This is a genomic window from Erwinia sp. S43 (assembly GCF_016624745.1).
Classification (GTDB): Bacteria; Pseudomonadota; Gammaproteobacteria; order Enterobacterales; family Enterobacteriaceae; genus Erwinia; species Erwinia coffeiphila.
Genome location: NZ_JACVTX010000027.1, coordinates 1 through 12,863 on the forward strand (window position 1 = coordinate 1; position 12,863 = coordinate 12,863).

7 protein-coding genes and 2 pseudogenes are annotated in these 12,863 nt (G+C 51.2%); 5 read left to right on the top strand and 4 right to left on the bottom strand.

All coding sequences use genetic code 11. From position 1 onward, the window contains the following. Positions 1 to 448 precede the first annotated feature (448 nt). Complete coding sequence (gene xseA / locus IBT47_RS22240) at positions 449 to 1,831, bottom strand: exodeoxyribonuclease VII large subunit (RefSeq protein WP_200563095.1); 1,383 nt, start codon at positions 1,829 to 1,831, stop codon at positions 449 to 451. Between the two features lie 170 nt (positions 1,832 to 2,001). Between xseA and guaB the strand changes: the two genes are divergently transcribed. The 3 genes and pseudogenes from guaB to IBT47_RS22255 all read left to right on the top strand — a co-directional run. Next, positions 2,002 to 3,468 (top strand): IMP dehydrogenase, encoded by a 1,467-nt coding sequence (gene guaB / locus IBT47_RS22245; RefSeq protein WP_200563097.1) that lies wholly within the window; start codon positions 2,002 to 2,004, stop codon positions 3,466 to 3,468. A gap of 80 nt (positions 3,469 to 3,548) precedes the next feature. Beyond that, positions 3,549 to 5,129, top strand: coding sequence for a glutamine-hydrolyzing GMP synthase (gene guaA, locus IBT47_RS22250; protein ID WP_200563098.1), 1,581 nt, complete (start codon positions 3,549 to 3,551; stop codon positions 5,127 to 5,129). 456 nt (positions 5,130 to 5,585) lie between these two features. Continuing rightward, positions 5,586 to 5,864 (top strand): annotated as a pseudogene (locus IBT47_RS22255) (transposase); the annotation flags it as partial. Positions 5,865 to 6,425: 561 nt separating this feature from the next. Here IBT47_RS22255 and IBT47_RS22260 read toward each other — a convergent pair. After that, entirely contained in the window at positions 6,426 to 7,178 is a 753-nt protein-coding gene (locus IBT47_RS22260) for a hypothetical protein (protein ID WP_200563099.1), read from the bottom strand. Between the two features lie 168 nt (positions 7,179 to 7,346). Between IBT47_RS22260 and IBT47_RS27125 the strand changes: the two are divergent. Continuing rightward, positions 7,347 to 7,697: pseudogene (locus IBT47_RS27125) on the top strand (integrase core domain-containing protein); the annotation flags it as partial. A 371-nt stretch (positions 7,698 to 8,068) separates the two neighbouring features. On the opposite strand, the gene murP reads toward IBT47_RS27125, so the two are convergent. Beyond that, positions 8,069 to 9,511 (bottom strand): PTS N-acetylmuramic acid transporter subunit IIBC, encoded by a 1,443-nt coding sequence (gene murP / locus IBT47_RS22275; protein ID WP_200563100.1) that lies wholly within the window; start codon positions 9,509 to 9,511, stop codon positions 8,069 to 8,071. Between the two features lie 1,330 nt (positions 9,512 to 10,841). On the opposite strand from murP, the gene IBT47_RS22280 reads away from it, so the two are divergent. Beyond that, positions 10,842 to 12,257, top strand: a complete 1,416-nt coding sequence (locus IBT47_RS22280; protein ID WP_200563102.1) for an FAD-binding oxidoreductase — start codon at positions 10,842 to 10,844, stop codon at positions 12,255 to 12,257. 186 nt (positions 12,258 to 12,443) lie between these two features. Here IBT47_RS22280 and IBT47_RS22285 read toward each other — a convergent pair whose 3' ends face one another. Continuing rightward, positions 12,444 to 12,851, bottom strand: coding sequence for a DUF2000 domain-containing protein (locus IBT47_RS22285; RefSeq protein ID WP_200563103.1), 408 nt, complete (start codon positions 12,849 to 12,851; stop codon positions 12,444 to 12,446). Between the last annotated feature and the right edge of the window lie 12 nt (positions 12,852 to 12,863).

Sequence of the window (12,863 nt, forward strand, 5' to 3'; positions counted from 1 at the left end):
GCGGCCAAAAGTCACAGCCGGGCCAGGACGGCCCGTCTGTGGCGGTCCGACAGGCTGACGAACGGAGTGAGGGAACCGCGAAGCGGCGCGAGGACCGCCCGACCGGGGGCGCTGCCAGCCAGCGCAATCGCCCCGGGCTGCAAACATCGCAGCGTAAATGCGCGTCTGTGACGGTCCGATCGACTGAAAAACGAAGTGAGGGGACCGCAAAGCAGCGCGAGGACCGCCCGACCGGGGGTACTGCCAGCCAGCGCAACCGTCCCAGGCTGTAAACATCGTATCGTAAATGCGCGTCTGTGTTGGTCCGGGAGGCTGATAAACGAAGTGAGGGAACCGCGAAGCGGCGCGAGGACCACCCGATCGGGGGCACTGCCAGCCAGCGCAACCGCTCCGGGCTGCAAGCGGCATGACTAAATCCAGCCATATCGTGCAAGCGATGCCTGACGGCTCAGGAAGCAGAACGCCTAAGGGGTTTCTTAACCGGTGCTATCGGCGTAACCGCAGTCACTTCGCTCTCTACCCAACCATCATCAAGCCGCGTCTTCAACGTATCACCAGGATGCAACTGCTGCGTTTTCTTCACCACCTGACCATCCGCCGCAGTGGTGACGCTAAAGCCGCGTGCCAGCGTAGCCAGCGGGCTGACGCCCTCAAGCTGAGCGGCCAGATTGCTGAAGCGCTGCTTATTACCGTTAAGCTGCTGCTGCATCGACTGCTGCAGACGATACTGCCACTGCTGTAGCTGCTGCCGAAGACGCTCCACGCGCATTTCCGGGCGAATGGCACCCAGGCGCTGCTCCGCACGTTCCTGCTGGCGAACGGCCTGACGCACCTGCAACTGCACGGCATCATCCAGACGGCGGCGTAGCTTAATCAGCGCGGTCTGCTGCCGTGCCAGCTGGAGCTGCGGATGCTGCTGCTGAAGGCGGTGATGCAGGCGGGTAAAGCTGCGCTGCTGCTGCGCGAGATAGTAATCCATTGCCATCTCCAGCCGCTGCTGCTGGGACTGAAGCTGGCGCATCAGCTCAATTTGATTACGGCTGACCAGTTCGGCAGCCGCAGAAGGCGTTGGCGCGCGCAGGTCAGCGACAAAATCGGCGATGGTGACGTCGGTCTCATGGCCGACGGCGCTGACAATAGGAATACGGCTGGCAAAAATCGCCCGCGCCACGCGCTCATCGTTAAAGCTCCACAGATCTTCCAGCGAACCGCCGCCGCGACCGACGATCAGCACATCACACTCGCCACGGGCATTCGCCAGCTCAATCGCGCGGACAATACCGGCAGGCGCTTCAGCTCCCTGAACCTGAGTTGGATAAATCACTACCGGCAGGGAAGGGTCGCGGCGATGCAGCACGCGCAGCACGTCGTGCAGTGCGGCACCGCTGGCGGAGGTAATCACCCCAACCTGGCGCGCCGGATCGGGCAGAGGCTGTTTGTGAATCTGTTCGAAAAGCCCTTCCGCCATCAGGCGCTGTTTAAGCTGCTCAAACTGCTGCTGCAACAGCCCGTCACCGGCAGGCATCATGCTCTCTGCAATCAGCTGATAGTCGCCGCGCGGTTCATACAGCGTGATGGTGGCGCGCACCAGCACCTGCTGACCATTCTGCGGCCGAAAATCAACGCGGCGGTTGCTGTTGCGAAACATGGCGCAGCGTACCTGGGCGCCGTCGTCCTTCAGCGTGAAGTACCAGTGGCCGGAAGAGGGCTGGGAAAAATTGGAGATCTCAGCGCTCAGCCACACCTGGCCCATCTCCATCTCCAGCAGCTTACGCACTGTGGTATTAAGACGGCTGACGGTAAAAATATTAGCGGTTGGCGGTAGCGACATGTGATGAAGATCAAATTTTAAATCAGGAGGTTAATCAACCGATACTACATGGCTGAACGAAGGTTTCAAGAGTTTTTATTAAAAAGTACTGGAGGCAATCGATTACGGCCTGTATAATGCCGCGGCAATATTTTACAAGTTCTCATTCACCCTGAGGTTGAGATATTGCCATGCTAAGAATCGCTAAAGAAGCCCTGACATTCGACGATGTTCTGCTCGTTCCTGCTCACTCTACCGTACTACCGAACACTGCCGACCTCAGCACCCAGCTTACCAAAACCATTCGCCTGAATATTCCAATGCTGTCCGCTGCCATGGATACCGTGACCGAAGCCGGTCTGGCCATTGCGCTGGCGCAGGAAGGTGGCCTGGGCTTTATTCACAAAAATATGTCCATTGAGCGCCAGGCGGATGAAGTTCGCAAGGTGAAAAAACACGAAAGCGGCGTTGTAACTGAACCGCAGACCGTGCTGCCAACCACCGCGCTGAGCGAAGTGAAAGCCCTGACCGAGCGCAACGGTTTTGCCGGTTACCCGGTTGTTAACGGCGAAAACGAACTGGTGGGTATCATCACCGGTCGCGATGTGCGCTTCGTGACCGATCTGACTCTGCCGGTTTCTGCCGTCATGACGCCGAAAGAGCGTCTGGTAACGGTGAAAGAGGGCGAAGCCCGGGACATCGTTCTGCAGAAAATGCACGAAAAACGCGTTGAGAAAGCGCTGGTCGTGGATGACAGCTTCCACCTGCTGGGCATGATCACCGTAAAAGACTTCCAGAAAGCCGAGCGTAAGCCTAATGCCTGTAAAGACGAACACGGTCGCCTGCGCGTTGGTGCCGCTGTTGGTGCCGGTGCCGGTAACGAAGAGCGCGTTGATGCGCTGGTAGCGGCCGGTGTTGACGTGCTGCTGATTGACTCCTCACACGGCCACTCCGAAGGCGTTCTGCAGCGTATTCGCGACACCCGTGCTAAATACCCTGACCTGCAGATCGTTGGCGGCAATGTGGCGACCGGCGCTGGTGCGCTGGCGCTGGTTGAAGCGGGCGTGAGCGCGGTGAAAGTCGGTATCGGTCCTGGTTCTATCTGTACGACCCGTATCGTGACCGGCGTAGGTGTACCGCAGATCACTGCCGTATCCGACGCGGTCGCTGCGCTGGAAGGTACCGGTATTCCGGTTATCGCCGATGGTGGTATTCGCTTCTCTGGTGATATCGCTAAAGCTATCGCTGCCGGTGCTTCTGCGGTGATGGTGGGTTCCATGCTGGCGGGTACCGATGAAGCACCTGGCGAAATCGAACTTTACCAGGGCCGTTCATTCAAGTCCTACCGCGGTATGGGTTCCCTGGGTGCGATGTCCAAAGGTTCTTCTGACCGTTACTTCCAGACCGACAACGCCGCTGACAAACTGGTGCCGGAAGGAATCGAAGGCCGCGTGGCCTACAAAGGTTTCCTGAAAGCGATTGTGCATCAGCAAATGGGCGGCCTGCGCTCCTGTATGGGCCTGACCGGCTGTGGTACTATCGACGACCTGCGTACCAAAGCGGAATTTGTTCGCATCAGCGGTGCCGGGATTCAGGAAAGCCACGTTCACGACGTGACCATTACCAAAGAGTCCCCGAACTACCGCATGGGTTCCTGATAAACCCTGTACTGTGCGCCCGGCTTAGCCGGGCGTTTTACTACTTCCCGTATTTGAATTACATCGCCCTGGAATAGCCAATGACGACGGAAAACATTCATAAACACCGCATTCTGATCCTCGATTTCGGTTCACAGTATACTCAGCTGGTTGCGCGCCGCGTGCGTGAGCTGGGCGTGTACTGCGAACTGTGGGCGTGGGACGTAACCGAAGAGCAGATCCGCGGTTTCAAACCGAGCGGCATCATCCTCTCCGGCGGTCCGGAAAGCACCACCGAACACGGCAGCCCGCGTGCGCCTGAGTACGTGTTTAACGCCGGTGTGCCGGTGCTGGGCGTATGCTACGGCATGCAGACCATGGCAATGCAGCTGGGCGGCGCGGTTGAAGGTTCTAACGAGCGTGAGTTTGGCTATGCGCAGGTAGAAGTGAAAACCCAGAGCGCGCTGACCCGCGATATCGAAGACGCCCTGAGCGCCGCCGGTAAGCCGCTGCTGGACGTCTGGATGAGCCACGGCGACAAAGTCACCGCGATTCCGTCCGACTTTGTGACCGTTGCCAGCACAGATACCTGTCCGTTTGCCATTATGGCCAACGAAGAGAAGCGCTTCTACGGCGTACAGTTCCACCCGGAAGTGACCCACACCCGTCAGGGCCAGCGCCTGCTGGAGCGCTTCGTGCGCGACATCTGCGAGTGCGAAGCACTGTGGACCCCGGCGAAGATTATCGAAGATGCCGTTGAGCGCCTGCGCGAACAGGTTGGCGAAGATAAAGTGATTCTGGGCCTGTCCGGTGGCGTTGACTCTTCCGTTACCGCGATGCTGCTGCACCGTGCAATCGGCGATCGCCTGACCTGCGTCTTCGTCGATAACGGCTTGCTGCGCCTGAACGAAGCCCAGCAGGTAATGGAGATGTTTGGCGACCACTTTGGTCTGAACATCATCCACGTTGAAGGCGAAAAGCGCTTCCTGGATGCGCTGGCGGGTGAGAACGATCCGGAAGCCAAACGTAAAATCATCGGCCGCGTGTTTGTTGAAGTCTTCGACGAAGAAGCGCTGAAGCTGGAAGACGTGAAGTGGCTGGCACAGGGCACCATCTATCCGGACGTGATTGAGTCTGCGGCATCTGCCACCGGCAAAGCGCACGTCATCAAATCTCACCACAACGTGGGCGGCCTGCCGAAAGAGATGAAGATGGGCCTGGTTGAACCACTGCGCGAGCTGTTCAAAGACGAAGTGCGCAAAATCGGCCTGGAGCTGGGCCTGCCGCACGCGATGCTGTTCCGTCATCCGTTCCCGGGCCCGGGTCTGGGTGTGCGCGTGCTGGGCGAAGTTAAGAAAGAGTACTGCGACCTGCTGCGCCGTGCGGACGCTATCTTCATTGAAGAGCTGCACAAAGCCGACCTGTACAACAAAGTCAGCCAGGCGTTTACCGTCTTCCTGCCGGTTCGTTCCGTGGGCGTGATGGGCGATGGCCGTAAATATGACTGGGTTGTTTCCCTGCGTGCTGTAGAAACCATCGACTTTATGACCGCACACTGGGCGCACCTGCCGTATGACTTCCTCGGCCGCGTTTCCAACCGCATCATCAATGAAGTGAACGGCATCTCCCGCGTGGTTTACGATATCTCTGGTAAACCACCGGCCACGATTGAGTGGGAATGATTTAGCGTCTGGCAACAGCCTGCACGTAAAAGCAGTAAAGCACCTCTAAGCCCGCGTAACTGCGGGCTTTTTTGTCTGGCAATATCGAGTATTAAGAAGCAAGTGCAAGCGAGTTTTTAAATGGGATTATCCATGAGATTCTCTCTATCACAGAAAATATCATGTAAGTACTGAAAAGATGAATACAGTATATTTTTGATCTAACTATATGGTAGTAATGTTATTTAGTTTTAAATAAAACTGTTTTCCCCCACAGTACCAAAATTAAGGAGAACTAGTGCTTTATTTTGACTTATACCCTGCTCACAAACATCAAACCTAAAAACTGTAAAGGTTAATGACCATGATGGGTTACATAGTCGTTACTACGGCTGGTTATGTCTAATTTTGACCTGGTCTCTGTTGATTAATATACTGCGATGTTAGTCATGTCTTCGTAAGTCATATGAGGACATCCCCATGAAGAATCGGATGAACAATGGATCATGATTAGTCTCACTGACTCTGGTGCCGTGGGCTGAAGAGCATGGCGTGATGCCGGAATCTATTAAAACGGTTAAGCCGACGCAAAATGCTTTTGCCGAACGTTTTAACCGGTCGTACTGGACAGAGATACTAGATTTTTATCTGTTCAGCATCCTAAACGAAGTGAGGGGAATTACTGAGAACTGGTTGAGGGAATATAACAGTGAGTGCCACCATGAATCACTGAATAACCTGACGCCGGAAGAGTAGCGGCCTCGACTGATTTAATCACAGCAATGATCTGATGCTCGGTAAAACGGACTTTACGCATAGCGATCTCCTTCGTTGGCAGGATGAGTATGCCGGAAGATCTCTAAATGTGAATGGCACGATTATGCGGGATACTTATAGTCGCGTGTCCACTATTGTTGGATAAGATCACAGGACTAGGCTGCTTTATGAAGATGCAGATGGATAACAGTCCGGAACTGGTTCCGTTTAATATGGCATAATATGCTGAAAAAAAGGTGTGATGATGGAATTTTTAAACAGGATAAAATGAGGCAGAATACCTTTATCGAGAGGTTCACCGGATGCATCGGTCAGAAATATTGGCTTTTTATCTGTTCAGAATGCTGAATGAAGCATGGGAAATAAAAGGGCACTTGATGAATACAAAAGCTAGCGCCCTCATGACTCCCTGAAGAACCTTATGCCTAATGAGTACCGGCTATGACTAAAGCCCTGGAAATCTCAAAAAGTGCATGGAATTAAAACGTATACGATCATAAACTCATATCAAAATTTGTTAATCAGAAGCTACCTAGAAAATTACGATGCTTTAATTTCTTTTTCTTTTTTTGCCTCAGCACGCATAGCGATAACATCATTTTTGGCAAAATAATAAGGCGAGTCATTACGTGCTACTTTTCGATAAACAAAAACTGGAATGCTCGCTCTACCAGATGCGGTTTGATATGGAGTTTCTACTAGCTGATCTTCTGTAAGGAAAATTGATTTTGTTGGATAAGTTTTTAGGCTGTAGATTATTAAATCTCCTTTCTTAGTTGATTTGTTATAAGCATCTTCAATTCTTGCCCATGTGTCATGTATTTTTTTCTGTAAATCTACATCAGTAGTGGAAGTTTTTTTAGCTAAAATTGAGATAAAGCTGGATTGCGGATCAACAGTAAATATTTCAGTGATTGACTTTTTCGAAAACCTATTCTGCAATGCAACGGTGTTATTACCGACCCATCTTAATCCATCATTCATTACAACAACTAGCGAATCCGAGTTCTGTATAATATCTGTAAAATTAAAGGCTTGAACTTCAGGCATTATTTCTTGAAGTCCCAATTCATCGACACTATCGTGAATTCTAAGAAGGCGACGAAGAGTTGATTCAGATTCTTTGTCTTGAAAAATCTTAAAAAGAATAGAAAGTAATCCGCCTACAAGTAATGCACTATTAAAGTCACTTAAATAAGGAATGAGTAGTGAGGTCGTAGGAAGGGAAGCCTTGTATACCATGGAAGCCAGAGCAAGTATTATTAGAATAGATGCAATTACATATTGTCTCATTACTACCTCTTTTTCTGATTAATGTTTTTAGTGTACATGCGTGCTTAACTCATTAGACCAGTAGCAATGTGCATTGTTAACTAATGGTGTTGAAAAGAAGTTATCAGTTTTACTTCAAAAAAACCATCCGGAAAAACGCATATGCGCGTTTTAAATATTCCGGTGTAGCGGGGCGTACGGGAGCAGGACATAATGGTGGCACATTGTAGATATCCGCTGAAGATGCGGATAGATAACGTACCGGAACTAATCTCACTGCCTCCGGAACAACGGACTGAAAAGCATGGTGTAATACTGGAATTTATCCAGCCATGCAAACCGACGCAGAACGGTTTAACTGGATATACGAACTGAAATACTGAATTTTTATCTGTTCAGAACACTGAATGAAGCACTGGAAATTACAAAGCCTAATATGACGGAACATAACAGCGAGCGGCCTCATGAATCTCTGAATAACTTGACACCGGAACAGCAATGGCTGAAAAAACGGAAATCTCAAAAGTTGCATGGACCTGAGCAGACCTGCTTACATTCTCGTGCTGAAGACCTGAACGTCGTGATATTTCGCCAACGCCTCCACGAGCTTCAACCACACGGTGAAGTGCGGTAAGAAATGCGGATACGCCACCTTCCTCATAAATGTCTTCTAATGCGGTTTGTAGGTAAATTTCAGCATAGGAAGGATCGGCGCGAAGCTCCTCAATAAACAGAGCATCGCGGTCTACTGTGTGTGGGAAGTTCTGAGTATCCTGAGTTGATACTGCGTCTGCTTTAGTATTGGCTGTCATTCTATAGCCTTTATTCCTTAAACGGCTTCCATGTAAATTCTAAGTAACGCACAGAATATAATCATCATGCTTTTTGGTGATCGATTACCATCCCAATCTTCAGCTCAAATCCACATCCTTCCAGCCAAAGCACCACGTGATGATAAAACCGCTCACGTAGGCGATAAGAAGCCCCGCCGCGTAAACCGCCATACCCGTGTAGATCCCCTCGTTAGAGGTCATCAGCGGCAGCGTCACCAGCCCGGACGGGCCGAACACGGTGTTCATGCCAATCGGTAACCCAAGCCATGCCACCAGGCCGATAAAGAAGCCGCCGCAGGCACCGCCCAGGCAGGCGGTGACAAACGGTTTTACCCGAGGCAGCGTCACGGCATAAATCAGCGGTTCGCCAATGCCCAGCAGGCCGGGAATAATTGCGCCCTTCACCTGATTACGCGTGGCTGAGTGCCTGGCCGAACGGAAGTAAAGCGCCAGCGCGGCACCGACCTGTCCGCCCCCGGCCATCGCCAGTATCGGGAACAGGGAGTTGAAGCCCTGGGCATCCATCAGCGCAAAATAAACCGGGATAAAGCCCTGATGCACGCCGAAAACGACTGCAATCAGGAACAAACCGGCAAGAACCGCGCAGCCAAACGGGTTGCCGTTCAGGTGCAGGAATAGCCACGACATGCCTTTAAACAGCTCGCCGCCAATCGGCATGATTAAGGTAAAGGTGATTGCGCCGGTAATAACCAGCGTCAGCAGGGAGGTAAGGATCATGTCGAGATTGTCGGGGATAACGCGGCGGAGCTGCCGTTCAATCCACGCACCGAGAATTGAGGCAATCAGCACGCCAATAATATTCCCTCGCGGATCGATGCTCATGCCAAAAAAGTTATCGATCCCGGAGAAGTAGCCCACCGTCGCATCGGGATTGTAGCCCAGCACGAACAGCGAGGCGATAATAGCGCCGTTAACACCGGTTCCGCCGAAGGCTTTCTGCGCGTTATAGCCAATCAGTATCGGTAGGAAGGTAAACAGCCCCTTGCCGAAAATCTTCATGTAACCGACGATCTGCACTAGCGTCACATTCTTCTCTGCGGCATTTGCCAGCAGGCTTTGTTCGAGCAGGGTTGCCAAACCCAGCAGCATCCCGGCGGCAATAAAGCCGGGTATCAGCGGTGTAAAGATCGTAGCGAACTTCGCCAGGAACTGATGCACGGCGCTGGTTTGGCTGGCTTTAATCTTCTGCTTGTTATCGCGAGCCACTGCGTCAATAGCCGGACCTTCAGCATCAGCAACCGCATCGCGGGCCAGCAGCGTATTCATCATTTCAGCGGCGGTTTGCGCTTTACCCGGCCCGAGAACGATTTGCAGCTGATCTTCAGTATTAATCACGCCAAGAACACCCGGCAGTACTTTCAATTTGTCGCGATCGACAAGCTGGTCATTGCTTAACGTCAGTCGCAGCCGGGTCATGCAGTTTCCGCAGGCCACGACGTTGTTTTTCCCGCCGACCTGTTGCAGGATCTCAGCAATCAACCGTTCCGTTATCTTTGCCATAAATCGTTCTCCGTATTGACCTGCGTGATGCGTATGGGGCAGGGGTTCCAAAAAGGGGAATTTCTCGTCTCCCTGATACGCGACCTGAGCCTCTTTCCGCTGAAAACCCAAAGATAGCGTTGCTTTAGTATTACAGTTTTCTGCCCACTCTTCTTGAGGTTCCCCTTTAGCAGGCAGCGTATACAGCGGATTTAATGGCAAAATGTGACCTTCAGCGCTGTAGCGCTGCGTTAGCAGTAGGCATACCGCAGGGAAAGGTAACGAATATGAAGAAAATCAGAATATCTACGCGTTTGCGGGTTAAAGCCGAAAATCTGATGTGTCGGGTGTGTTCGTGGCAGGATCTTGTATATATTCAGCACCGTTGCGACATTCAACGAAATAACTGATTTAACGACACAGTGAAATTTATCCCTGAGATTAGGGTGGGGTTAACAGGTTTTATTACCCTTAGATAAATCTTTTTTTCATCGCGATGGTGATTAAATCATCAAAATCATCCGGCTAAAAAAGATGCGGTTATCTTATGTCGATAACCTTAGCTATATTATGTCTATAAAGTAACCCCGAAATGTCTGCGCATATACAGCAAGTATTAAGTGGGTGCTGGATTTTACAGCATGTATGTTGTCTGCCACTGCTGATGATTGCTAAAAATGACATTTTAATATTCAGGGTTAATTCAATCTCTCGATTTTTTTGATTATTTTTTATTTTTTTTAAATGAATAATTAATCATTAAATTTACACTGATTTACGTTTATTTATGCACTTTTTATTCACAAAAGTGAATGGTTTTGGTCGTTTTATACGTTTTTCAGTGTGTTGGTGGTTATCATAACGTGCATAAAAGGGTGTTTTTATGTGTCAAGTTTGTTAATGTGCGCACCGATAGATGCTTTGTTACCCCCTGAGATGCCGTGCTGCAACATGCAACCGGACAAGAGATAATTAGGAATGCGCACTCACATACGCGATCCCGGAAATTAACGTTTCCGCTAAAGAGATTCTGTTAACGTTTTAGATGCCGTCCATGACGTGATATGGATAACGGCCAGATTCGTACGGCTGGAGGCTGGCGGAAACTCAATTTTAATTATCCGTAAAGCGATTGGTGATTATATTAATAATCGCCAGGGATGCCTTTGCATTTTTTAGGGGACAGGAATCGCTGCCTGTTAATCAACATTAAAGCTTCACCAGATATCAATTCTTAAAATTAACACCGAATGTCGTGGGGGAATCGCCTGCGTACTGTTCGCTACAGATGAATATCTCGGGTAACGGCATCGGGAAAGCTGCTTATCTGTTATTAAAAGGAAAATCTAAAATGAATATCACAAGAAGAAAATTTTTGATTGGTGGTGCAGCCGTGGTTGCTGCCGGTGGTGCCGGGATATTGACTCCGATGCTAACTCGCGAAGGTCGCCTGATCCCGGGTAAACCGCGAGTTGGCTTTGTTAACGGTCTGAACGGGCCGTTGCCAAAGCAGTCCGATGTAGTCGTTGTGGGGGGCGGGATTCAGGGGATTATGACCGCAATCAACCTGGCTGAGCGCGGCCTGTCGGTTGTGGTTGTTGAAAAAGGGAATATTGCCGGTGAGCAGTCGAGCCGTTTTTATGGTCAGGTGATGACCTATAAAATGCCGGATGCCACTTTCATGCTGCACCATATGGCGAAGCAGCGCTGGCGCGAGATGAATGCCAAAGTGGGTGCCGATACCAGTTATCGCACGCAGGGCAGGGTTGAAGTTCCACTGGATGATGAAGATTTAGCACACGTCAGACAGTGGATTGATACCAAACATAAAGAAGTGGGTTCAGATATCCCATTCAAAACCCGAATCATTGAAGGTGATGAACTGAACCAGCGCTTAAAAGGCGCCACGTCCAGCTGGAAAATCGCCGGATTTGAAGAAGACTCAGGCAGTCTCGATCCTGAAATCGCCGCCTTCGTGATGGCTGAATACGCGATGAAGATCGGTGTAAAAATCTACACCAACTGTGCCGCCAGAGGGATTGAAACCCAGGCCGGTGCCATTTCCGATGTGGTGACTGAACAGGGTGCAATCAGAACGTCGCAGGTTGTGGTTGCTGGTGGGGCCTGGTCCCGACTGTTTATGCAGAATCTGAATGTAAATGTGCCGACGCTGCCAGCCTATCAGTCACAGCAGCTGATCAGTGCTGCGCCGGGTGCACCTGGCGGTAACGTTGCATTGCCGGGGAATATTTACTTCCGTGAACAGGCCGACGGCAGCTATGCAACCTCGCCGCGTGTGATTGTTGCTCCTGTTGTGCAGGAATCATTCATGTACGGCTACAAGTATCTGCCGCTGATGTCCCAGCCTGACTTCCCGGTGCATATTTCACTCAACGAGCAGCTAATCAATACCTTTATGCAGCCAAAACACTGGGCGCTGAATGAAGTGTCGCCGTTCGAGAAATATCGCGATATGACCGCGGCTCCGGACGTTCCTGAGCTGGAAAGTTCACTGGAGAAACTGAAAGCGGAGTTCCCGGCGTTCAAAGATTCAAAACTTATCGATCGCTGGAGTGGCGCGATGTCGATTGCGCCGGATGAGGACCCAATCATTTCCGTGGTGAAAGAGTATCCGGGCATGGTGATCAACACTGCTACCGGTTGGGGAATGACGGAAAGCCCGGTTTCAGCCGAGATCGCCGCCGATCTGCTGCTTGGTAAGACGCCGGTGCTTAATCCTGAGCCATTCAGCCTCTATCGTTTCTAACGGGTAAAACCGGGTGCTTCGCCAGTAAGGCACCGTTGCACACTCTGACTGACCGGGCGTTGCGCCAGTCAGCCAGAGTGTGCAGGTTCTGTCTGAGAGGTATCCGGGTTTAAAAGCACTGCCGCACCAGTAAAAAATCCCGCGAAAGTCGCGGGATACGGCGCAGGAACGGCCGTATATCAGGCTTTAATCGTGCAGCCTTAGCCCTTTAATCACTTTATCCACGATCTTTTTCGGCCCGCGTACGCCCAGCCCGACCAGATTTAAATTGTCTGCGTCCTCAGCCATAAAGACATCGCGGTTAGCTTCATCGTGTCCGGTTGAAAACATCGCATGCACGTAGGGGATCAGCGTTAACTCGCGCTCCAGCCCTTTGCGGTGTGCCGTCTGCAATCCATCGATATCTGCTGCAAAAATCAGCATAGGCTGGCCGGACATATTGCCGTACTGGCGACCTTTGGCATCAACGTAAGGCGCGCCCATAATTTCGGGGGCCGTGGCGGCAACCCCCGTTGCCAGGAATGCCACAACATTTAAACGCTGCCAGGTGGGCAAATCATCACGCACGATAAAGGCGATTTTTGTATCAAACATCGGTAGCCATTC

Bases quoted from the DNA above. Each gene is read 5' to 3' on its own strand.
- IBT47_RS22260 (WP_200563099.1), bottom strand. From the start codon at position 7,178: ATGAGACAATATGTAATTGCATCTATTCTAATAATACTTGCTCTGGCT.
- IBT47_RS22285 (WP_200563103.1), bottom strand. From the start codon at position 12,851: ATGTTTGATACAAAAATCGCCTTTATCGTGCGTGATGATTTGCCCACC.
- IBT47_RS22280 (WP_200563102.1), top strand. From the start codon at position 10,842: ATGAATATCACAAGAAGAAAATTTTTGATTGGTGGTGCAGCCGTGGTT.
- guaB (WP_200563097.1), top strand. From the start codon at position 2,002: ATGCTAAGAATCGCTAAAGAAGCCCTGACATTCGACGATGTTCTGCTC.
- murP (WP_200563100.1), bottom strand. From the start codon at position 9,511: ATGGCAAAGATAACGGAACGGTTGATTGCTGAGATCCTGCAACAGGTC.
- guaA (WP_200563098.1), top strand. From the start codon at position 3,549: ATGACGACGGAAAACATTCATAAACACCGCATTCTGATCCTCGATTTC.
- xseA (WP_200563095.1), bottom strand. From the start codon at position 1,831: ATGTCGCTACCGCCAACCGCTAATATTTTTACCGTCAGCCGTCTTAAT.